The organism is Frateuria sp. GZRe14, assembly GCF_051900395.1.
Taxonomy (GTDB): Bacteria; Pseudomonadota; Gammaproteobacteria; order Xanthomonadales; family Rhodanobacteraceae; genus Frateuria_A; species Frateuria_A edaphi.
The window spans coordinates 2,911,296-2,932,701 of record NZ_JBHZGJ010000001.1; the positions used below are offsets into that span (position 1 = coordinate 2,911,296).

The 21,406-nt window shown below is 69.0% G+C and carries 21 protein-coding genes; 15 read left to right on the plus strand and 6 right to left on the minus strand.

What is annotated here, in order from left to right; translation table 11 throughout:
* Window positions 1–19: 19 nt before the first annotated feature.
* A complete protein-coding gene (gene cfa / locus ACFWZ1_RS13330; protein WP_231321219.1) occupies window positions 20–1,144 on the plus strand; it encodes a cyclopropane fatty acyl phospholipid synthase in 1,125 nt (374 codons plus the stop codon).
* Here cfa and gcvA read toward each other — a convergent pair.
* A complete protein-coding gene (gene gcvA / locus ACFWZ1_RS13335; protein WP_439666754.1) occupies window positions 1,095–2,036 on the minus strand; it encodes a transcriptional regulator GcvA in 942 nt (313 codons plus the stop codon). The genes cfa and gcvA overlap by 50 nt on opposite strands.
* 127 nt (window positions 2,037–2,163) lie before the next feature.
* Between gcvA and ACFWZ1_RS13340 the strand changes: the two genes are divergently transcribed.
* The 10 genes from ACFWZ1_RS13340 to ACFWZ1_RS13385 all read left to right on the plus strand — a co-directional run bounded on the left by ACFWZ1_RS13340 (window position 2,164) and on the right by ACFWZ1_RS13385 (window position 12,516).
* Entirely contained in the window at window positions 2,164–2,856 is a 693-nt protein-coding gene (locus tag ACFWZ1_RS13340; RefSeq protein WP_439666755.1) for an FMN-dependent NADH-azoreductase, read from the plus strand.
* Between the two features lie 81 nt (window positions 2,857–2,937).
* Complete coding sequence (locus ACFWZ1_RS13345) at window positions 2,938–3,963, plus strand: proline iminopeptidase-family hydrolase (protein ID WP_439666756.1); 1,026 nt, start codon at window positions 2,938–2,940, stop codon at window positions 3,961–3,963.
* A gap of 7 nt (window positions 3,964–3,970) precedes the next feature.
* Window positions 3,971–4,840, plus strand: coding sequence for a TraB/GumN family protein (locus ACFWZ1_RS13350; protein WP_439666757.1), 870 nt, complete (start codon window positions 3,971–3,973; stop codon window positions 4,838–4,840).
* 185 nt (window positions 4,841–5,025) lie between these two features.
* Window positions 5,026–7,266 carry a DNA topoisomerase IV subunit A gene (gene parC / locus ACFWZ1_RS13355; protein ID WP_439666758.1) on the plus strand — a complete coding sequence of 747 codons (2,241 nt, stop codon included), beginning with the start codon at window positions 5,026–5,028 and terminating at the stop codon, window positions 7,264–7,266.
* A gap of 275 nt (window positions 7,267–7,541) precedes the next feature.
* Window positions 7,542–7,958, plus strand: a complete 417-nt coding sequence (locus tag ACFWZ1_RS13360) for a hypothetical protein (RefSeq protein ID WP_439666759.1) — start codon at window positions 7,542–7,544, stop codon at window positions 7,956–7,958.
* Window positions 7,959–8,010: 52 nt separating this feature from the next.
* The gene (locus ACFWZ1_RS13365; RefSeq protein ID WP_231321226.1) at window positions 8,011–8,301 is read left to right on the plus strand and encodes a biotin--protein ligase; all 291 of its coding nucleotides are present in this window, start codon (window positions 8,011–8,013) and stop codon (window positions 8,299–8,301) included.
* Complete coding sequence (locus tag ACFWZ1_RS13370; RefSeq protein WP_231321227.1) at window positions 8,298–9,074, plus strand: lipoate--protein ligase family protein; 777 nt, start codon at window positions 8,298–8,300, stop codon at window positions 9,072–9,074. Before ACFWZ1_RS13365 ends, ACFWZ1_RS13370 begins: the two co-directional genes overlap by 4 nt.
* A gap of 147 nt (window positions 9,075–9,221) precedes the next feature.
* Entirely contained in the window at window positions 9,222–10,595 is a 1,374-nt protein-coding gene (locus ACFWZ1_RS13375; protein ID WP_231321228.1) for a M16 family metallopeptidase, read from the plus strand.
* An 8-nt stretch (window positions 10,596–10,603) separates the two neighbouring features.
* Window positions 10,604–12,019 carry a M16 family metallopeptidase gene (locus tag ACFWZ1_RS13380; protein ID WP_439666760.1) on the plus strand — a complete coding sequence of 472 codons (1,416 nt, stop codon included), beginning with the start codon at window positions 10,604–10,606 and terminating at the stop codon, window positions 12,017–12,019.
* A 119-nt stretch (window positions 12,020–12,138) separates the two neighbouring features.
* Complete coding sequence (locus tag ACFWZ1_RS13385) at window positions 12,139–12,516, plus strand: VOC family protein (RefSeq protein ID WP_439666761.1); 378 nt, start codon at window positions 12,139–12,141, stop codon at window positions 12,514–12,516.
* Window positions 12,517–12,538: 22 nt separating this feature from the next.
* On the opposite strand, the gene ACFWZ1_RS13390 is transcribed toward ACFWZ1_RS13385, so the two are convergent.
* On the minus strand, window positions 12,539–13,033 hold the full coding sequence (locus tag ACFWZ1_RS13390; RefSeq protein WP_231321231.1) for an NUDIX hydrolase: 495 nt from the start codon (window positions 13,031–13,033) through the stop codon (window positions 12,539–12,541).
* A gap of 102 nt (window positions 13,034–13,135) precedes the next feature.
* Between ACFWZ1_RS13390 and ACFWZ1_RS13395 the strand changes: the two genes are divergently transcribed.
* Together ACFWZ1_RS13395 and ACFWZ1_RS13400 are read left to right on the plus strand one after the other, a co-directional pair.
* A complete protein-coding gene (locus tag ACFWZ1_RS13395) occupies window positions 13,136–13,927 on the plus strand; it encodes a phosphodiester glycosidase family protein (protein ID WP_439666762.1) in 792 nt (263 codons plus the stop codon).
* Window positions 13,924–16,356: a penicillin acylase family protein gene (locus ACFWZ1_RS13400; RefSeq protein WP_439666763.1), complete on the plus strand. Its 2,433-nt coding sequence runs from the start codon at window positions 13,924–13,926 to the stop codon at window positions 16,354–16,356. The genes ACFWZ1_RS13395 and ACFWZ1_RS13400 overlap by 4 nt, the downstream gene beginning before the upstream one ends.
* Window positions 16,357–16,537: 181 nt before the next feature.
* Here ACFWZ1_RS13400 and ACFWZ1_RS13405 read toward each other — a convergent pair whose 3' ends face one another.
* Window positions 16,538–16,927 carry a DUF3224 domain-containing protein gene (locus tag ACFWZ1_RS13405; RefSeq protein WP_439666764.1) on the minus strand — a complete coding sequence of 130 codons (390 nt, stop codon included), beginning with the start codon at window positions 16,925–16,927 and terminating at the stop codon, window positions 16,538–16,540.
* A gap of 143 nt (window positions 16,928–17,070) precedes the next feature.
* Here ACFWZ1_RS13405 and ACFWZ1_RS13410 point away from each other — a divergent pair, with 143 nt between their 5' ends.
* A complete protein-coding gene (locus ACFWZ1_RS13410) occupies window positions 17,071–17,496 on the plus strand; it encodes a YciI family protein (RefSeq protein ID WP_439666765.1) in 426 nt (141 codons plus the stop codon).
* A gap of 65 nt (window positions 17,497–17,561) precedes the next feature.
* Entirely contained in the window at window positions 17,562–18,821 is a 1,260-nt protein-coding gene (locus tag ACFWZ1_RS13415) for an RNA polymerase sigma factor (RefSeq protein WP_439666766.1), read from the plus strand.
* An 87-nt stretch (window positions 18,822–18,908) separates the two neighbouring features.
* Here ACFWZ1_RS13415 and dapE read toward each other — a convergent pair whose 3' ends face one another.
* Genes dapE through dapD form a run of 3 tightly spaced genes read right to left on the minus strand, consistent with a single transcriptional unit; the run spans window position 18,909 to window position 21,272 of the window.
* The gene (dapE, locus tag ACFWZ1_RS13420; protein WP_439666767.1) at window positions 18,909–20,039 is read right to left on the minus strand and encodes a succinyl-diaminopimelate desuccinylase; all 1,131 of its coding nucleotides are present in this window, start codon (window positions 20,037–20,039) and stop codon (window positions 18,909–18,911) included.
* A 55-nt stretch (window positions 20,040–20,094) separates the two neighbouring features.
* Complete coding sequence (locus ACFWZ1_RS13425; protein WP_231321238.1) at window positions 20,095–20,448, minus strand: Spx/MgsR family RNA polymerase-binding regulatory protein; 354 nt, start codon at window positions 20,446–20,448, stop codon at window positions 20,095–20,097.
* Entirely contained in the window at window positions 20,445–21,272 is an 828-nt protein-coding gene (dapD, locus tag ACFWZ1_RS13430; protein WP_439666768.1) for a 2,3,4,5-tetrahydropyridine-2,6-dicarboxylate N-succinyltransferase, read from the minus strand. Before dapD ends, ACFWZ1_RS13425 begins: the two co-directional genes overlap by 4 nt.
* Between the last annotated feature and the right edge of the window lie 134 nt (window positions 21,273–21,406).

Here is a 21,406-nt window from a genome sequence, read left to right on the forward strand (position 1 = left end):
CCATCTGAAGGAGCGCCGCATGCCCTTCCGCCAGCAGTCCATCAAGCAGCGCGCGATCGATCTGCTCGCGCTGGCCGGTGTCCGTGCGGCCGACAAGCCGCCTTGTGACATGTGCGTACACGACGATCGCCTCTACGCCCGCGTGTTCGCGCACGGCTCGCTCGGTCTGGGCGAGGCCTACATGGACGGCTGGTGGGACAGCGACGACCTGTCCGGCCTGTTCACCCGACTGCTGCGCGCACAGATCGACGACGAGCTGCGCACCCTGGACACCCTGATCGCCCACCTCAAAGCCCGCTTCGTGAACCTGCAGCGCGGCGAGCACGCCTTCGAGATCGGCAAGGCGCATTACGACCTGGGCAACGATCTGTTCCAGGCCATGCTGGGGGAACGGCTGGTGTACTCGTGCGGCTACTGGGCCCAGGCGACCAACCTGGACGACGCCCAGGTCGCCAAGCTCGACCTGATCTGCCGCAAGCTGCAGCTCAAGCCCGGCCAGCGTGTACTCGACATCGGCTGCGGCTGGGGCGAGGCGCTCAAGTACGCGGCGGAGACCTACGGTGTCCAAGGCGTGGGCATCACCGTCTCGCGGGAGCAGGCGGCCTACGCGCAGGCGCTGTGCGCCGGGTTGCCGGTGGAAATCCGCCTGCAGGACTACCACGAGCTGGACGAGCCGTTCGACGCGATCATGTCGATCGGCATGTTCGAGCATGTGGGCGCGCTCAACTACCGCGGCTACTTCGAGGTCGCGCGGCGCTGCCTGCGCGAGGACGGTTTGTTCCTGCTGCATTGCATCGGCAGCAACGGCCGGCCATCGCGGCCCGACCCGTGGATCGAGAAATACATCTTCCCCAATTCGATGATCCCGGCGATGAGCCAGACCGCCACGGCGCTCGAAGACCTGTTCGTGGTCGAGGACTGGCACAACTTCGGTGCCGACTACGACAGGACGCTGACCGCCTGGCGCGCCAACTTCGATGCCGCCTGGCCGGCGCTGTCGCACCATTACGACGACCGCTTCCGCCGTATGTGGCACTACTACCTGGCCGTCTCCGCCGCGGTCTTCCGCAGCCGCCGCGACCAGCTCTGGCAGCTCACGCTGAGCCCGCGCGGCGTGCCCGGCGGCTACCGCGTGCCACGGTAGGAGCGACCGCTTCGGCGTTCATTTCGGCCTGCAACCAGTCCGCCAGCGCCGCCAGTTCGTCGCGCCTGGGCGCATCCGGTGCATGGACCAGATGGTATCGGTAGCCCTCGAGCACCGGCCCGAACGGCTGCACGAGCGCACCGCTGCGCAAGTCCGGCCCCACCAGCAGAAGGCTGAGCAAGGCCACGCCCTGGCCGGCCAGCGCCGCCTGGATCGCGTGGTTCTCGTCGCTGAAGACCACGCCCGATTCCGGCAGCACGCCGCGCATGCCTGCCTGTTCCAGCCAGCGCCGCCACGTCGGGTTGTCGGCGCGCCGGTGCCGCCATTCGAAATGCAGCAGCGGCCACCGTGCGAGGTCGGCGCGCCGGCGCAGGTGCAGCGCGGGGCTGCACACGGGGGCGAAGTGGTCGGCCGCCAGCGGCAGCGCGACGAGGCCTGGGTACGGCCCGCGGCCGTAGCGGATGGCGGCGTCGATGTCGCGGCCCTCCAGGCGTACCGGCTCGTCCGAGGCATGCAGGCGCAGGTCGAGTCCCGGGTGGGCGCGGCGGAACGAAGCAATGCGCGGCACCAGCCAGCGCGCGGCGAACGCACTGGTCGCCGACAGCGTCAGGCTGCGCCGGGCGCGGCGGTCGGCCACCGAGTCCAACGCGCGCGCAAAAGCATCGAAGCCATCACGCAGCACGGGGTAAAGCTCCATCGCGGCGGCAGTAGCGACCACCTGGCGTGGATGCCGCTCGAACAGCCGCACGCCCAGCCGGTCCTCCAGCTGGCGCACCTGGTGGCTGACGGCGGTGGGCGTTACCGCCAGTTCTTCGGCCGCTCGCTTGAAGCTCAGGTGGCGCACCGCCGCCTCGAAGGCACGCAGCGAAGCCAGCGGCGGAAGTTTTCGCATGGTCGCTCCCTCTGGGTGAGTTCAATTCACCCATAGCGCGAAAAACTATCGTTTGTCCGTTGAACTTTCCAGTTTCAAGCTGGCGTTCAACGCAGGCAGCTGAGCCTGCCTCATCCAACGAGGTCGCATGACCACCCTGCTCCACATTGATGCCAGCGCCCGCTCCGGTCGTTCCGATCAACAACCCCATGGCTCCCATACACGCCGGTTGAGCGCCCGGTTCGTGGAGCGCTGGAAGACGGCACGCCCGCACGACCCGGTGGTTTACCGCGACGTCGGAGCGAATCCCCCGCCACCGGTCAGTGGCGACTGGATCCACGCCGCGTTTACGCCACCCGACCGGCGGGAGCCCTGGATGGACGAGACGCTGGCCGCCAGCGAGATCCTGGTGGATGAGCTGATCGGCGCCGACCTGATCGTCGCCGGGGTGCCCATGTACAACTTCGGCATGCCGGCCGCGTTCAAGGCCTGGATCGACCAGATCGTGCGCGTCGGCCGCACGTTCGGGTTCGACCGCTCGCGCGAAGGCGCGCCCTATTGGCCGCTGCTGGCCGATCGGCCGCGAAGGCTGGTGATCCTGAGTTCGCGCGGCGACTACGGCTACGCCGACCGGCTGCGCGCGATGAACCACGTCGAGGACGGCATCCGGACCGCCCTGGGCTACATCGGCATCACCGACGTGCACGGTGTCGCCGTCGAGTACGACGAGTTCGGCGGGCCGTCCTTGGCCCGCTCGCTGACCGAGGCGGAAGCGCAGGTCGACCAGCTGGCGGATCGGCTGATGCGGGATGCTGTTCCGGCACCCTGCCGGGCCGCATGAGAACCCGGCGGGCCGTGAGGCCCGCCGGTTGAAGCGGCACGGGTGGCGGGGGATAGTGCGGCAAATCACCGGGGGCCCGCCATGAAGCACTACCTGCTCTGCCTGCTCGCCATCCTCGCGTTCGCGTCTGCCGGCACCGGCCGCGCCGCCGACGGCGTTCCCGCCTACTTCTCCCACGCCGGCCACGACGACGTGCTGAGCGGCGGCGTGAAGATGATCACCATCGACACGCCCAGGGGCCACTTCAAGGTCTGGACCAAGCGCGTGGGCAACAACCCGCGGCTCAAGGTCCTGCTCCTGCACGGCGGCCCGGGCATGACCCACGAATATTTCGAGGCGTTCGACAGTTACTTCCCCGGCGCCGGCATCGAGTACTACTACTACGACCAGCTTGGCTCGGCCTATTCGGACCAGCCCAAGGGCCCGGGTAGCGACGACCTGTGGACTACCGATCGCTTCGTCGAGGAAGTGGAGCAGGTTCGCCAGGCGCTGCACCTGGACAAGGACGACTTCTGCCTGCTCGGCCACTCCTGGGGCGGCGTGCTGGCGATCGAGTACGCGCTGAAATACCAGCAGCACCTCAAGTGCCTGGTGATCTCGAACATGGTCGATTCGATCCCCGCGTACAACGACTACGCGCACAAGGTATTGATGCCATCGATGGATCCGAAGGCGCTGGCCGAGGTGCAGAAGCTGGAGGCGGAACATCGCACCGATGACCCGCGCTACATGCAGATCCTGATGCCGATGCACTACGAGAAGCACCTGTTGCGCATGCCGGCGGCACAGTGGCCCGAGCCCGTGCTGCGCGCCTTCGGGCACGTCAACGAGCACATCTACCAGTTGATGCAGGGGCCCAGCGAACTGGGCGCCAGCGGCCGGCTGGAACACTGGGACCGCAGCGCCGACCTGCACCGCATCAGGGTGCCCACGCTGGTGATCGCGGCGAAGTACGACACCATGGATCCGGCATACATGGCCGGCATGGCCAAACGCCTGCCCGAAGGCCAGTTCCTGCTGTGCCCCAAGGGCAGCCACATGGCCATGTACGACGACCAGCAGGCGTATTTCGATGGACTGATCCGCTTCCTGCGCGGCGTGGAGTGAGCCACTGATGGCCACGCGCATCCGCGCCCTCCTGCTCACCCTCCTGCTTGGCCTGTTCGCCGGTCCCGCGCTGGCGCACCCAGGGCTTTGGGTGGTCAAGGACGCCGACACCACCATCTATCTCTTCGGCACCGTGCACCTGCTGCCGCAGGACACCGATTGGCATTTCCCGGCGCTGGACAGGGCACTGGCCGACAGCCAGACGCTGTACGTGGAAATCGTGGACGACGACCAGGCCAACATGGCCGCGCTGGTGCTGCGTTACGGAATGGACATGACGCACCCGCTGACCGGCCTGCTCTCGCCGTTCGACCGTAGCAGGCTTGAACGGGCAGCGCGGCTGGCCAACGTGCCCGGCGGCGTCGCGTCACTCAACATGATGCGTCCGTGGCTGGCCGCGCTCACGCTCACGGTGGCGCCACTCACCCAGGCCGGGCTGGACCCGGCCCAGGGCGTGGACAGGCAGCTGCGCGCAGCGATGGAGAAGGCCGGCAAGCCGGTGCGCGCGCTGGAGACGGCCGAACAGCAAATCGGCTTCCTCGCCGGGATGCCACAGGCGATGCAACTGGCCATGCTGCGTTCGACCCTGCGCGACACCGATCGGGCGACAGTGGATCTCAAGGCGATCATCGAGGCCTGGAAGAACGGCGACGACGAAGCACTCGCCCGCCTTGAGAACGAGCTGATGCGCCGCGACGAGCCCGAGCTTTACCAGCGCCTGCTGGTCGAGCGGAACGAGGCCTGGGCCAGGCAGGTCGCTGCGCTGTTGCAGCAACCGGGCACCGTGTTCATCGCGGTGGGTGCCGCGCACCTGGCCGGGCCGGACAGCCTGCAGCGACAGCTACAAAGACAGGGCGAGAGCGTCGAGCGCCTGTAGGGGACAGTGCCCGGTCGGCGCCGCAGTCCGCGCAAACCTCGGATAGCGCACGCAGGAGCGCACCCGAGGTAGCGGGAGGCAACCACCGCAGGCGTGCGGTCCAGGCGCCTGCCCCGGCCTCCCTGCTGTCCCGCCCGCGGCCGATCTGGCACCATCGGCCGGTTACCCGTGCAAGAAACCCCCGCATGAATCTGCAAGCCAATTTCGAACAGATCCCGCTCAAGGAATACGCCGAGCGGGCCTACCTCGACTACTCGATGTACGTGGTGCTGGACCGCGCCCTGCCGTTCGTGGGCGACGGCCTCAAGCCGGTGCAGCGGCGCATCATCTACGCGATGAGCGAACTGGGCCTGGCCGCGACCGCCAAGCCGAAGAAATCCGCCCGCACCATCGGCGACGTGATCGGCAAGTTCCATCCGCATGGCGACACCTCGTGCTACGAGGCCATGGTGCTGATGGCGCAGCCGTTCTCCTACCGCTACCCGCTGGTCGACGGCCAGGGCAACTTCGGCTCGCCCGACGATCCGAAGAGCTTCGCGGCGATGCGTTATACCGAGTCGAAGCTGAGCCCCATCGCCGAGGCGCTTCTGGGTGAGCTGGCGCACGGCACGGTCGACTGGGTGCCCAACTTCGACGGCACGCTGGAGGAGCCTTCCTGGCTGCCCGCGCGCGTGCCGCACGTGCTGCTCAACGGCTCGATGGGCATCGCCGTGGGCATGGCCACCGATATCCCGCCGCACAATCTGCGCGAAGTAGTGGCCGCCTGCATCCACCTGATCGACAACCCCGACGCCACCGTCGCCGACCTGGCCCAGCACATTCCCGCGCCGGACTACCCGACCGCGGCGGAGATCATCACCCCGCGCAAGGAACTGCTGTCGATCTACACCACCGGCAACGGTTCGCTGCGGGCCCGCGCGGTGTACCAGGTCGAAGACGGCAACATCGTCATCACCGCGCTGCCGCACCAGGTCAGCCCGTCCAAGATCCTCGAGCAGATCGCCGCGCAGATGCGCGCCAAGAAGCTGCCGATGGTGGAGGACCTGCGCGACGAGTCCGACCACGAGAACCCGATCCGCCTGGTCGTGGTGCCGCGCTCAAGCCGCGTGGACTCGGCCGAGGTGATGCAGCACCTGTTCGCCACCACGGACCTGGAAAAGAGCTTCCGCGTCAACCTCAACATGATCGGCCTGGACGGCCGCCCGCAGGTGAAGGACCTCAGGAAGATCCTCGCCGAATGGCTGACCTTCCGCACCGACACGGTGACCCGGCGCCTGACCCATCGCTTGGGAAAAGTCGAGCGACGCCTGCACCTGCTCGAAGGCCTGCACATCGCCTACCTCAACCTGGACGAGGTGATCCGCATCGTGCGCTCGGAAGACGAGCCCAAGCCGGTGCTGATGAAGCGCTTCAAGCTGTCGGATGAACAGGCCGACTACATCCTCGAAACCAAACTGCGCCAGCTTGCGCGGCTCGAGGAAATGAAGATCGAGGCCGAGCGCAACCAACTGGAGGAGGAGCGTGCGCGCATCAACGTGCTGCTCAAGTCCCCCGCCAAGCTGAAGACCCTGATCAAGGGCGAGTTGCAGGCCGACGCCGCCAAGTACGGTGACGCGCGACGCGCGCCGCTCGTCGAACGCGAAGTGGCGCAGGCGCTGGACGAGAGCGCGCTGGTGGCCAGCGAGCCGGTGACCGTGGTGCTGAGCCAGAAGGGTTGGATCCGCGCGGCCAAGGGCCATGACGTCGACCCCGAGAGCATGAACTACCGCGAAGGCGACGGCCTGCTCACGGCGGTGAAGGCGCGCACCACCCAGCAGGTCGCGGTGATCGACTCGACTGGCCGCAGCTACTCGACGCCCGCGCACAGCCTGCCTTCGGCGCGTGGCAATGGCGATCCGCTCACCGGACGCTTCAGCCCGCCCTCCGGCGCGAGCTTCGACGCGCTCACGGCCGGCGACAACGACACGCGGCTGATCCTGGCCACCGATTTCGGCTACGGCTTCGTCACCCGCTTCGAGGCGCTCACCGGCCGCAACAAGGCCGGCAAGCAGATCATCAGCCTGACCGAGGGCGCGAAGATTCTCGCGCCACAGGCCAGCGCGGACCCGGCGCGCGACCGCATCGTGGTGGTCACCACCGAGGGCCATCTGCTGATGTTCTCGGTGGCGGAGTTGCCCGAGCTGGACAAGGGCAAGGGCAACAAGCTGATCGAGGTGCCCAAGGCCAAGCTCGCCAGCGGCGAGGAGCGCGTGGCCGGCATTGCCGTGGTGGCCGAGGGCAAGGGCGAGGTCACGCTCTACGCCGGCCAGCGCAAGCTCACCCTGCGCTGGAACGACCTGGTCGAGTACGGCGGCAACCGCGCCACCCGCGGCGGTCTGCTGCCGCGCGGCCTGCGGCGCGTGGAGCGGATCGAAACCACCGGTTGATGGGCACTGCAAGCTGCCGCCCGCCGGCCCCCTCTCCCCCGCGGGGAGAGGGCTGGGGTGAGGGGTCACTCTTGCGACCATCTCGAGCCGGAGCGCGGCCCGATCGACCGTCCGACGAGCCCCAGCCCCTCACCTCGGCCCTCTCCCCTGAGGAGAGAGGAAGCAAAGCGGTCGCTCGTTTCACCAAGAACTTTCACGCCCACCACCACTCCAACTCCGGTACACGCGACCGTGCCCCGCCCGTTGATATGGGCACCGCCCCACCGGATTCCGCCATGCTCCCCCTGCTTCCCGCCGCCGCCCTGCTCGCTTCCTTGCTGACCGCACCGGCGTGGGCGCAGAGCGCCAACCAGCCGCTCAACCTGAAGCTCCCGCCCAGCAACCTGCCGACGCCGGCAAGCACCGCTCCAAAACCGGCGACCGCGCCCGGCGTCTACTACGGCGACACCAGCGGCAGCACCGCTGCCGATGACGAAGTCGCCGCCGACCACTGCGACGACGCCACCTTCAACCAGCCGCAAGTCCACGGCAGCGTGGGCGTGGGTGTCATGAGCGGCCGTCACATCGACGGCAACTACCAGCGAGGCACGGTGACGCTCGGCAAGGCGTTCGGCAGCTGCGACCACCCCACCGGCGGTGTCAGCGTCTCGATCGGCGCAGACAGCGGGCATTTCCACGGTCGCGGTCACTGACGCGCAGCGCGCCCCTGCGCTAGCCTTGCCGCCGGCCCGAGCGGAGGGACCCATGCACGGCGAATACAAGATGCCTGGCGGCAAGCTGATCGTGGTCGACCTTGACCTCCTCGACGGCTGCCTGGCCCGGGTGCAGGTCAGCGGCGACTTCTTCCTCGAACCGGACGACGCCCTGCGCGCCATCGACGCCGCGCTGGAAGGCCAGAGCGCCGACGCGGACGAACACATGCTCGCCGCCGCGGTCCGCGCCCAGCTCGTGCCCGGCGTGATGATGTACGGCATCTCCCCCGAAGCCATCGCGATCGCGGTCCGCCGCGCCATCGACCAGGGAACGGCCCCATGACCCGCACGCTCTGGCGCGACCACGCCTGGCATCTGATCCACACCGAACCGCAACCGCCCGCGCTGCACATGGCGCTGGACGAGGTGCTCACCCACGAAGTCGGCGCCGGCCACAGGCCGCCGACCTTGCGCATCTGGGAATGGGGCGGACCGGCGGTGGTGATCGGCCGCTTCCAGTCGCTGCGCAATGAAGTCGACGCCGAGGCCGCACGACGCCACGGCATCGAAGTCGTACGCCGCGTCTCCGGCGGCGGCGCCATGTTCATCGAACCGGGCAACACCATCACCTGGTCGATCTATGCGCCGCTGTCGCTGATCAAGGGCATGAGCTTCCAGGAGGCCTACGCCTGGATGGACGCCTGGACACTCGAGGCGCTGGCGGAGCTCGGCATCGAAGCCTGGTACCAGCCGCTCAACGACATCACGTCCGCCGGCGGCAAGATCGCCGGCGCGGCGCAGGCGCATCGCGGCGGCGCGGTGCTGCACCACGTCACCATGGCCTACGACATCGACGCGACCAAGATGCTCCAGGTGCTGCGCATCGGCCGCGAGAAGCTCTCGGACAAGGGCACGCAGAGCGCCGGCAAGCGCGTGGATCCGTTGCGCAGCCAGACCGGCCTGGCGCGCGCGGCGATCATCGGACACATGATCGCCACCTTCCGCCACCGGCACGGCCTGGCCGAGGACACGCTGCGCGCCGGCGAGCTGGCGCAGGCCGAAGTCCTGGCGCAGGAAAAGTTTTCAAGCGCCGCCTGGACCGCCGACGTCCCGTGATGCGCAGGTGGGCTTCGGCCCACCGCCGCCCACCGGATGCGCTGGGCTGAAGCCCGCCCTACGTTCCGGCCATCCCAAACGTCACTTGCACCCCCTCGCCCGCCGCCGCAGGATCGGGCTTCCATTCGCGTGGACAAGGAGATGCAGATGCGCGTTTTACGCACGGCCGCCCTGGTGGCGGGATTGGGCATGGCCCTGGCCGCACAGGCGGCCGACACCGATACATGGAAGCTGCCGGTCGCCGTCAAGAAGCTGGACAACGGCATGACCGTGGTGGTCTCCGAGGACCACAGCTCGCCCACCGTGGGCATCAGCATGGTCTACCACGTGGGCATGCGGCTGGAGCCGCAGAACCGCACCGGCTTCGCGCACCTGTTCGAGCACCTGATGTTCGAGGGCACGCCGGACGCGCCCAAGGGCACCTTCGAGCGCGTGATCCAGGGCGGCGGCGGCGTGTTCAACGGATCGACCCGCGCCGACTACACCAACTACATCGCTTCGGCACCCTCCTCCGCGCTGGCGCCGATCCTCTGGCTGGAGGCCGACCGCATGAAGTCGCTCGACTTCAGCGCCAAGAACCTGGCCAACCAGCAGAACGTGGTGAAAGAAGAGATCCGCGTCAACGTGAAGAACCAGCCCTATGGGCTGTTCTTCTGGACCGACCTCAACGCGCTGGCCTTCGACAAGTGGGCCAACAAGCACGACGGCTACGGTTCGTTCAAGGACCTTGACCACGCCTCCATCGAGGACGTTAAGACCTTTCACGACACGTTCTACCAGCCGGCCAACGCGGTGCTGGGCATTGCCGGCGACGTCACGCCCGAGCAGGCCTTCGCGCTGGCGCAGCAATACTTCGGCAACGTTCCGGCCCGCGCGCTGCCCAAGCGCCCGGACGTGTCCGAGACGCTCAACACCAAGCCGCGCCACGCCGAGGAAACCGACGCGCTGGCCAAGGTGCCGGCACTGGCGGTCGGCTGGAAGATGCCGCCACGCGGAAGCGCAGACCAGGTGCCGATGATGGTGCTCTCGCAACTGCTGGTCGGCGACAGCGCATCGCGCTTCTACCAGGGGCTGGTCAAGGGCCGCGAGCTGCTGCTCAACATCGAAGGCGGCATGAACTTCCCGCTGGGCGACGGCAGCGACTATGCCGGTCCCGCGCTGCTCGGCCTGTTCGCCATCTACAAGCCCAACGCCACGCCCGACCAGGTGCTCTCCGCGCTCGACCAGGAAATCGCCAAGGTCGCCGCCGATGGCGTGGACGACGCCACGCTGGCCAGCGTGAAGACCAAGATGCTGTCCGACTGGTACGGCGGCCTGGAGGCATTCATCAACCGCGCCGACACGCTGGCCAAGCTGCAGACCCTGTGGGGTGATGCCAACGTCGCCAACAAGATGCCTGGCTGGATCGAGGCGGTGACTGCCGAGGACATCCGGCGCGTGGCGCGCACCTATCTCACCGACGCCAACCGCAGCGTGGTCGTGCGCCGTCCCGTCGCCGCCGCGAAAGCCCCTGCCAAGTGAGGACCGCCATGAAGACGAACACGACGTTCAAGCTCGCGCTGGCCGTGGGCCTTTCGCTGGCCGGCTTCGCGCAGGCCTCTACCCAGCCGCTGCCGAAGGACCTGCCCGCCTACGGCCCCGAAAAGCCGCTGCCCACCCCGCAGATCCAGCAGCGCACGCTGCCCAACGGCCTGACCGTGTGGGTCGTGCCGCGCGAAGGGTTGCCCAAGGTCAACGTGGAGCTGGCCGTGCTGGGTGGCACCGCGGCCGACGATCCGAAGACGCCGGCCATCTCGTCCATGATGGCGCGCCTGCTCGACGAGGGCACCGCCACGCGCAGTTCGCGGCAGATCGCCGAGCAACTGCAATCGATCGGTGGCGACTACCGCTCCGGCGCGTACGCCGACGCGGTCACCGTCCGCGCCAGCGCGCTCGCCTCGCACGCGCCGGAATTGCTGGCGCTGGTGGCCGATACCGCCCTGCATCCGAGCTTCCCGGACAAGGAGGTGGCGCTGGCCCAGGCCAACGCCATGCAGGAGCTGAAGGTGCAGGAAGCGGACCCCGACTGGCAGGCGCAACGCGCCTTCGACCATGCCGCCTTCGGCGCGCATCCGTATGCACGCGATGCCCTCACCGAAGCCAGCGTGCAGGCGAGCAACCCAGGCGCGCTGCGTGCGTTGCATGACGCCCGCTTCCAGCCGGACCGTGCCCTGCTGGTGATCGTTGGCCGCATCGATGCGAACCAGGCGTTCAAACTGGCCGGCGAGCAGTTCGGCGGCTGGAAGTCCCACGGCAAGGCGCTGGCCAGCACCGCGTCCGCGCCCCACGAAGCATCGCCGGAGCGCCTGATCGTGCCGCGCGCGGGCGCGGTGCAGAGCAACATCCGCTACGGCCGCCCGGTGGTCGCCGCGAGCAACCCGGACTTCATCCCGCTGACCGTGGCCGACACCATCCTGGGCGGCGGCTTCACCAGCCGCATCACGCAGGACATCCGCGAGGACAAGGGCTACTCGTACAGCCCGTTCTCGCAGTTCGATGCCCAGCGTGCCGGCGGCAGCGCGTTCGCCCGCGTCGACGTGCGCAACGAAGTCACCGGCGCCACCCTGGCGGAGCTGGCCAAGCTGTACGACAGCATGGCCACGCAGGCGCCCAGCGAGGAGGAACTGACCGGCGCCAAGCGACTGGTCGGCGGCATCTATCTGCTGCGCAACCAAATCCAGATGGCGCTCACCGCGACCGTGGCCGGCTACTGGATCGACGGCCTGCCGGCGGACTTCCTGGGTCGCTATGTCGCCGATGCCAACAAGGTCACCGCCGAGCAGGTGCAGGCCATGGGGCGCAAGTACTTCGCCGCCAAAGACCAGAGCATCGTGGTGGTGGGCGATCCGAAGGCGATCGACGCGCAGCTGAAGCCGTTCGGGAAATTCGAGGTGTTCAAGCCTTGAGCCTGCAGCGGCCGCCGGCACCTGCCGGCGGCCGCTCGCCGGGGACCCATCGCGTTCACGCCCGCTCGACGGATGCGCGACCCAAATCCGGAACCCCGACTCCGGCAGAGGCAAAGGCCATGCAAAACCCCGTCGGCTGGTTCGAGATCTACGTGCAGGACCTGCAGCGCGCGAAAGCCTTCTACGAAGCCGTGCTCGCCGTGAAGCTGGAAAAGCTGGAAGCACCCGGTTCCAGCCCCGTGGACATGTGGGCCTTCCCCATGCAGCAAGGCGGCACGGGCGCAGCCGGCGCGCTGGTGAAGATGGAAGGCATGCCCTCGGGCGGCAACAGCACGCTGGTCTATTTCTCCTGCCAGGACTGCGCCGTGGAAGCCGGCCGCGTCGGCGCACACGGCGGCAAGGTCGAGAAGGACAAGTTCGCGATCGGGCCCTACGGCTTCATCGCGCTGGTGACCGATACCGAAGGCAACATGATCGGCCTGCACTCCATGCAGTGATCTCCGGCGGGCGGCTGCCGAATCAAAGCCGGCTGTACGACCACGATTGCATCCGCCCGTCCTTGTACGGCATCACGCCGTGGAACGGCCGCGGGTCTCCATCGAACACCAGCGGCAGGAAGTGCCGGTCGCCTTCCCACATCGGCAGATCCATCAGCCGCGCACGCGGCACCCATTCCAGCGTGCCCTCGTGGTTGCCAGCGTGGCAGCTGCCCTCGAAGCCGTCGATCAGGAAGATGAAGCCCAGCCAGTCCTCGCCCTGCTTGCCGAAGCCGGGCCAGTTGAGCGTGCCGCGCAGGCTCATCGACGTGCATTCGATGCCGGCCTCTTCGCGGATCTCGCGGCGCATGCAGGCGGCGATGTCCTCGCCCGCCTCCATCTTGCCTCCCAGGCCGTTGTACTTGCCCAGGTGCTGGTCGTCCGGCCGCGCGTTGCGGTGGATCATCAGCACATGCCCGCGATCGGGAGAGAGCACGTAGCCGAGCGTGGCGACGATCGGGCAATAGGTGTTCGACATCGGCGGGGACGTTGCGGCAAAGCGGCAAGTGTAGCGCCGGGGCTGAACATGCGCCCGCTCGCACACTTGCGCCTGTCGCGTCAGGGCGGCGACCATCGGGACATGATCCGCTCCGTCCCCCGCTTGCCCCTCGCCCCGATCGTGTCCCTGCTGCTGGCCGCCCTGGCCGGCTGCGCGCCGCAAGCCCGCGCACTGGACAGCGAGGAGCGCGCGTTCGAGGGTCAGAACTACCGCGTGGTCAGCATCGACCTCAAGCGCGAGCCGCTCACCCTGCACTGGCGTGCGCCCGAGAGCGGCGAGCCGTTCGGCAGCATCGACGGCCTGCGCCAGTGGGGCGAGCAGCATGGACGCCAACTGCTGTTCGCCGCCAACGCCGGCATCTACGACGCGGCGTTCAAACCGCTGGGGCTGTACGTGGAGGACGGCAAGGCGCTGGTGCCGCTGAACATGGCGCACGGGAACCCCGCCTCGGGCAACTTCTCGCTGCTGCCCAACGGCGTGTTCGCGATCTATCCGGACGGCAAGGCGGCCGTCGAAACCAGCGCCGCGTTCAAGGCGGACGGGCGCAAGGCGCAGTGGGCCACGCAGTCGGGGCCGATGCTGGTCATCGACGGCCAGATCAACCCGGCCTTCGTGCACGATTCGGACAGCCTCAAGTGGCGCAGCGGCGTGTGCGCGCGCACGCCACGCAACGTGGTGTTCGCGGTGAGCGAGGCGCCGGTCAACTTCCATACCTTCGCGCGTCTGTTCCGCGATGAGCTGGGCTGCCGCGACGCGTTGTTCCTCGACGGCACCATCTCGCAGTTCTACGTCGGCGACGAGGGCTACGCCGGCGCGCCGGCCTTCATGGTCAAGCCCTACGCCGGAATGTTCGCGGTGTTTGCGCCCGAATGAACCGCCGCCGCTTTCCGTGGTGGCGCGCCCTGGCGCTGGCGGTGCTGGTGGTGCTTGCGGCGACGTTGGCCACCGGCTGGTACCTGCTGGCCGGCAGCCGCGCGCGACTGGAGGGCGGACTCCAGGTGGCGGGCCTTGGCGCGCCGGTGACGGTCGCGCGCGATGCCAATGGCAGCGTCGTCATCGACGCGCGCAGCCGCGCCGACGCCACCTTCGCGCTGGGTTTCGTGCACGCGCAGGAGCGCTGGTTCGAGATGGACCTGATGCGCCGCGTCGCCGCCGGCGAACTGGCCGAGCTGGTGGGCCCGGCGGCGCTGGACTCCGACCTGGACATCCGCCGCCACCGCCTGCGCGCGGTGGCCGAGGCGGCCTATGTCGCGATGACGCCCGAACAGAGGCAGGTGCTGGACCGCTACCGCGACGGCGTGAACGCGGGCCTGGCCGATCTGCGCGAGAAGCCGTGGGAATACTTCCTGCTGGGCAGCGAGCCCAAACCCTGGCGCTCGGAGGACTGCCTGCTGGTGATCGGCGCGATGTACCTGGATCTCCACGGCCACGGGCACAACACCCGCGAGCTGGACATCGCGCGCATGCGCGCGGTGTTGCCCACGCCGTTGGTGGACTTCCTGCTCGCGCCCGACCCGGACTGGGAGGCACCGCTGACCGGCACGCTCTCGCGCCCGCCGGTGCTTCCCGGCGCGGCCGTGTTCGATCTGCGCAAGGGCCCCGCGCCGGCGACCACGACGGCCTCGGTCGCCGCGGCGCTCGCACCTGCGCTCGCACCTGCGCTCGAAACGCGCCATCCGGGCAGCAACAACTTCGCCGTCGGCGGGACACTGACCGACACCGGCGCGGCAATGCTCGCCAACGACATGCACCTGGGCCTGCGCGTGCCGGACATCTGGTTCCGCGCGCGTCTGCGCTACCCCGACGCCACCGCGCCGGACGGCATCCGCGACGCGGTGGGCGTGACCCTGCCTGGCACCCCGGCGCTCATCATCGGTTCCAACGGGCAGATCGCCTGGGGCTTCACCAACAGCTACGGCGACTGGCTGGACTGGGTGCGGGTCACGCGCGATCCGGCCGACCCCTCGCGCTACAAGGTGCCGGGCGGCTGGGCCACGATCGAACGCCACGCCGAGCGCATCCACGTCAAGGGCGCACCCGACCGCGTGCTGGACGTGGATGACACGCGCTGGGGCCCGATCCTCGCCGAGGACGCCGACGGCACGCCCCTGGCCCTGGCCTGGATCGCGCACGATCCGCACGCCTACAACCTGGGCCTGATGCAGCTCGAACGCGCGTCCAGCGTTGGCGCCGCGCTGGACCTGGCGCCGACCCTGGGCATGCCGCCACAGAACCTGCTGGTCGCCGACCGCGAGGGCCACATCGGCTGGACGCTCGCCGGGAATGCGATTCCGCTGCGTCCGTTCGACAGCGATCCGCAGCAACCGGCGGACTGGTCAGAGGCGGGCAGCGGTTGGCAAGGCTGGGCCACGCCGGGGCAGTACCCGCGCGTGGTCGACCCGCCCGGGGGCCGGCTGTGGACCGCCAACAACCGCACTGTCGACGGTGTTGCCCTGGACCTGCTCGGCAACGGCGGCCACGACCTGGGCGCACGCGCACAGCAGATCCGCGACGACCTGGCGGGGCACAGCGTGTTCACCACCGGCAACCTGCTCGACATCCAGCTGGACGACCGCGCGATCTTCCTCACGCCCTGGCAACGCCTGCTGCAGGACACGCTGGCGGACACGTCCGATCCGGCGCTCCAGTCCTTGCGCAAGCTCACCGCCAATTGGCGCAACCGCGCCGCGCCCGACAGTGTGGACTACCGGCTGGTACGCGCCTTCCGCCAGGAAGTGCACCGGCTGGCGCTGGCCCCGTTCCTGGCGCGGGTGAAGGCGCGTTACCCGGATTTCGCCTGGCCCTCCGGCGCCGGCAACGCCGAGGCGGCCGTGTGGTCACTACTGCGCGATCAGCCCGCGTGGCTGCTCGATCCGGGCTACCGGAACTGGAACGCGCTGTTGCAGGATGCCGCCCGCCAGGTGGCGATCCGGCTGGGCAAACAGCCCGGTGGTCTGGCCGCGCGCAACTGGGGCGAGGTCAATCCCGCCGAGATCCGTCACGCGTTCTCGCCCGCACTGCCGCACTTCCTGTCCCGTTTCCTGGACATGCCCGATTCCCCGTTGCCGGGCGACGCCAACATGCCGCGCGTGGCCGCGCCCGGTTTCGGCGCCTCCGAACGGCTGGCGGTGTCGCCCGGCCACGAGGCCAACGGCATCCTGGAAATGCCCGGCGGCCAGAGCGACAACCCGCTCTCGCCCTACTACGGCGCGGGACACGCCGAGTGGGTCGAAGGCCGCCCCACGCCGCTGTTGCCCGGTCCTGCGAAGTGGACTTTGACGCTCAGTCCCGGACGGCCATGACCTGAGCCCTCTCCTTGGGAGTGAGGGCTGGAAGGAGCCGGGTTCGAGCGGCCGTCCGATCGAGCGGCCTGCCGTGGGAAAACCAAAAAGCTGCACCTGTCCGCCGGACCTGCGCGCAGAGCCGGCATCGGCGCATCGCCCACAAGCGGCCCCCGCAAGGACGGGAAGGGGGCGCCGGGCGTTACGGCAACTCGTACTCGAACGCGTACTCGTGCCGCCCCTGCTCGATGCGGATCGCCAGCTCGCCCTTGAGCCCCACCAGCTCCGCCGTCCCCGAATCCGGCACCACCGATACCCGCAGGCTCGGCGTGCCCCGTTCCATCAGACCGTAGTGCATCAGCACGAAACTGCCCTGCCGGCCATGCAGCGCCCCGTTCACCCGCTCGATCGCCACGTAGCCGGCCGAACCGGGCACCTCGGTGCCGGCCGAGAGCATGTCGCCCAGGCTGGTGGCTTCCAGATCGCCCTGGAAGCGCTTGTCGATCGACAGTCGACCGAGTTGCGCTCCCTCGGTCCCCGGAGCGGCCGGTTGGGGGCTGAGTTTCACGTCGAAGGTTCCGCGGGCGTGCATGGTCTCTCCTGATCGGGTCGGTCGCGGCAATGATGGCGCAGCTTGCCCTACTTCCATGGCAGGTCGAACGATGTCGAATCACCCGGCGCTCGCGCGTCGTACCACGGGAGCCGGCAGCCGCCGGCGTCGACCGGGAGAGACGTATGCGATGCATGGTGATGGTCCGCGCCACGGCCGAGTCGGAAGCCGGCGTGCCGCCGAGCGAAAAGCTTCTGCGCGAGATGATGGCGTTCAACGAGGAACTGGTGAAGGCGGGCGTCATGCTGGCCGGCGAGGGGCTCAAACCCAGCGCCGAGGGCAAGCGGGTGTACTTCGCCGGCAACGGCCGCAGCGTGGTCGACGGCCCGTTCGCCGAAGCCCGCGAGCTCGTGGCCGGCTTCTGGCTGTGGCAGGTACGTTCGATGGACGAATCGCTCGAATGGGTGCGCCGCTGCCCGCCGCCGTTCGAGGGCGAGTGTTCGATCGAGATCCGGCCTCTGCTTGAGGCGGACGACTTTGGCGAGGCGCTGACGCCCGAACTGCGCGCGACCGAAGAACGTCTTCGCAGCGAGGTGGCTGGCAAGGCCTAAAGTTCCGCTTTTTTCGGGAGCCCGAGGCTTGCTGGATTGGCGCTTGCGGTGGTCTGATCGGCCGCATGAGCCAAGCCGATACCCACCGCGCGATCGAAACCGTCTGGCGCCTGGAAGCGCCCAAGCTGGTCGCCGCGCTGATCCGCGTCGTGCGCGACATCGACCTGGCCGAGGAACTGGCGCAGGACGCGCTGGTCGCGGCGCTGGAGCGCTGGCCGACCGCGGGCGTGCCGGACAATCCCGGCGCCTGGCTGATGACGGCGGCCAAGCGGCGCGGCATCGACCTGCTGCGGCACCGCCAGTTGGTCGAGCGCAAGCATGCGGCGCTGGATGGCGATCCGGAGCACGAGGCGTTCACCATGCCCAACCTGGAAGCGCTCGACGACGACATCGGCGACGACCTGCTGCGGTTGATCTTCACCGCCTGCCACCCCGCGCTCTCGACCGAGGCGCAGGTGGCGCTCACCCTGCGCCTGCTCGGCGGCCTGACCACCGCCGAGATCGCCCGCGCGTTCCTCACCGCCGAGCCGACCATTGCCCAGCGCATCGTGCGCGCCAAGCGCACACTGGCCGACAAGCGCGTGCCGTTCGAGGTACCGCGCGGCGAGCAGCTGGCGGAACGCCTTGCCGCGGTGCTGGGAGTGATCTACCTGGTCTTCAACGAGGGCTACGCCGCCACCGCCGGCGACGGCTGGATGCGTCCGGCGCTGTGCGAGGAAGCGTTGCGCCTGGGCCGCACGCTGGCCGGGCTGATGCCGCGCGAGACGGAAGTGCTGGGGCTGCTGGCGCTGATGGAGATCCAGGCCTCGCGCAGCCATGCGCGCGTGGGCGCCGACGGCCGTCCGGTGCTGCTCCTGGAGCAGAACCGCGCGTTGTGGGACCAGTTGCTGATCCACCGGGGCCTGGAGGCGCTGGAACGCGCCGGCCGGCTCGGCGGTGCCGACGGTCCGTACGCGCTGCAGGCTGCCATCGCCGCCTGCCATGCCCGCGCGACTAGCGCCGACGCGACCGACTGGACGCGCATCGCCGCGCTGTACGCCCGGTTGGCGAGCGTGGCGCCCTCCCCGGTGGTGGAACTCAACCGCGCCGTGGCAGTGGCGATGGCCGAGGGGCCCGCCGCGGGGCTGGCGCTGGTCGATGCCTTGCGCGACGTGGCGGCACTGGCCGGCTATCACCTGCTTCCGGCGGTGCGGGGCGACCTGTTGGCGAGGTTGGGGCGGAGCGAGGAGGCCCGCGCCGAATTCGAGCGTGCCGCGGGACTGACGCAGAACGCACAGGAGCGGATGGTGATGCTGGAGCGGGCGGCGGGATGCGCCGCGGGATAGGCAATGCCTCGCTGCCAGCTCTGCTTCCTCTTCCCGGCGGGGAGAGGGAGCAGAGCTGGCTTCGGCTCTGCTTGCCGCGAGAGCCCGCTAGCCGAGCAACCTCTCACAGATGGCCCGATAGAGCCCCGGCAACCGTTCCAGATCCGCGACTGACACGCACTCGTCCACCTTGTGGATGGTCGCGTTGACCGGCCCCAGCTCCACCACCTCGGCACCGAGCGGCGCGATGAAGCGGCCATCGGAGGTACCGCCGCCGGTGCTCTGCTCCGGGTCCACGCCGCACAGCTCACGGCAGACGCCCAGCACGGTTTCGCGCAGCCGACCGCCCGCGGAACAGAGGAACGGCTCGCCGGAAAGGTTCCAGTCCAGCTGCCAGTCCAGGCCGTGGCGGGTGAGGATGGCCTCGGTGCGCGCACGCAGGTCAGCGGCCGCGCTGGCGGTCGAGTAACGGAAATTGATGTGTGCCACCAGCGATCCCGGGATCACGTTGGTGGCGCCCGTGCCGGCGTTGAGGTTGGACACCTGGAAGGAGGTCGGCGGGAAGTCCGCGTTGCCCTCGTCCCAGCGCGTGGCCGCCAGCTCCGCCAGCGCGGGGGCGAAGGCGTGGATCGGGTTCTTCGCCTTTTCCGGGTAGGCCACGTGGCCCTGCATGCCACGCACGGTGAGCGTGCCGGAAAGCGAGCCGCGACGACCGACGCGGATCAGGTCGCCCAGCCGGGCTTTGGAGGACGGCTCGCCGACCACGCACCAGTCCAGCCGCTCGCCGCGCGCGCGGAAGGTCTCGGTCACGCGGCGCACGCCGTCCAGATTCGTCGGGCCTTCCTCGTCGCTGGTCAGCAGCAACGCGACGCGACCGGCGTGACGGGGGTGCGCCGCCACGAAACGTTCGAGCGCCAACACCATCGCGGCGACCGAACCCTTCATGTCCGCCGCGCCTCGGCCGTAAAGATGGCCATCACGCACGACCGGTTCGAACGGCGGGCTCTGCCACGCGTCCTCCGGACCGGTAGGCACCACGTCGGTATGGCCAAGGAACACCAGCGTGGCGCCCTCGCCGTGCGTCGCCCACAGGTTGTCGACCGCGCCGTGGCGGAAGTGCTCGATGGCGAAGCCCGCCCGCACGAGCCGCTCGGCGATCTGCGCCTGGCAACCGGCATCCTCGGGCGTCACCGAGCGGCGGCCGATCAGGTCACAAGCAAAGTCCAGTACGTCGCTCAAGCGAACCCCCCGCTGCTTACGAAATTCCTGCAGGACAACTCCCGGCGCGGGACCTCTATTTGCCGAACAGCTTCTTGAAGCCGTTGTCGCTGAAACCCACGCTTACCGCACCGTCGTCCTGCACCACTACCGGCCGGCGCACCAGCGCCGGGTACTCCTTCAGCAGCAGCGTCCACTCCGGGTCGCTGCCCGGATCCTTGCGCTGCGGCAACAGGTTGCGCCAGGTGGTGGATGACTTGTTGACCAGCTTCTCCCAGCCGCCCAGCTGCTGCGCCCAGGCCTTGAGCGTGGCCGCCGGCACGGGGTCGGCGCGGTAGTCGACGAACGTGTGGGGCACCTCGAAGCGCGCCAGCCAGTTGCGCGCCTTCTTGCACGTGTCGCAGTTGGCCAGTCCGTACACGGTGGTCATTCGGCACCCCTGAGCAATTCGTTGATGCCGGTCTTGGCGCGGGTCTTCTCGTCCACCTGCTTGACGATCACCGCGGCGTACAGGCTGTGGCTGCCGTCCTTCGCCGGCAGGCTGCCGGCGACCACCACGCTTCCCGCCGGAATGCGGCCGTAGCTGACCTCGCCGGTCGCGCGGTTGTAGATGCGCGTGGACTGGCCCAGGAACACGCCCATGCCGATCACGCTGCCCTTCTCCACGACCACGCCCTCGACCACTTCCGAGCGCGCACCGATGAAGCAGTCGTCCTCGATGATGGTCGGATTGGCCTGCAGCGGCTCCAGCACGCCGCCGATGCCGACGCCGCCGGAAAGATGCACGCGCGCGCCGATCTGCGCGCAGGAGCCGACCGTCGCCCAGGTGTCGACCATAGTGCCGGGCCCGACGTAGGCGCCGATGTTGACGTAGCTGGGCATCAGCACCGCGTCCTTGGCAATGTGGGCACCACGGCGCACCAGCGCGCCGGGCACGACGCGCGCGCCGAGCATTTCCAGCTCCGCGTCGTTGCCGTGGCCGAAGCGCAGCGGCACCTTGTCGAAAGCCAGCGCCGCGCCACCGTCGACCACGCGGTTGCCGTTGATGCGGAAATACAGCAGCACGGCCTTCTTCAGCCACGCGTTGACCTTCCAGCCGCCCTGCCCGTCCGGCTCGGCCACGCGCTGCTCGCCCTGTTCGAGCAACTCCATCACCTGCGCGAGCGCCGGGCGCAGGTGCGTTTCGATCTCGCTCTGGCTGAGTTCGTTGCGCCGCTCGAAAGCGTCGTCGATCAGGGTGTCGATGGAGGGCATGGGCAGCTCGCGGAAAGAAGCTCGGGAAGCGGCCAAGTATACGGAGGGGAACGGGTGCCTACGCCCGGAAACTCAAGTTCAGACCCGAGCGGCCGATTCCCCTTCGCTCCCCGCGGCGCGTGCGACCGGTGGAG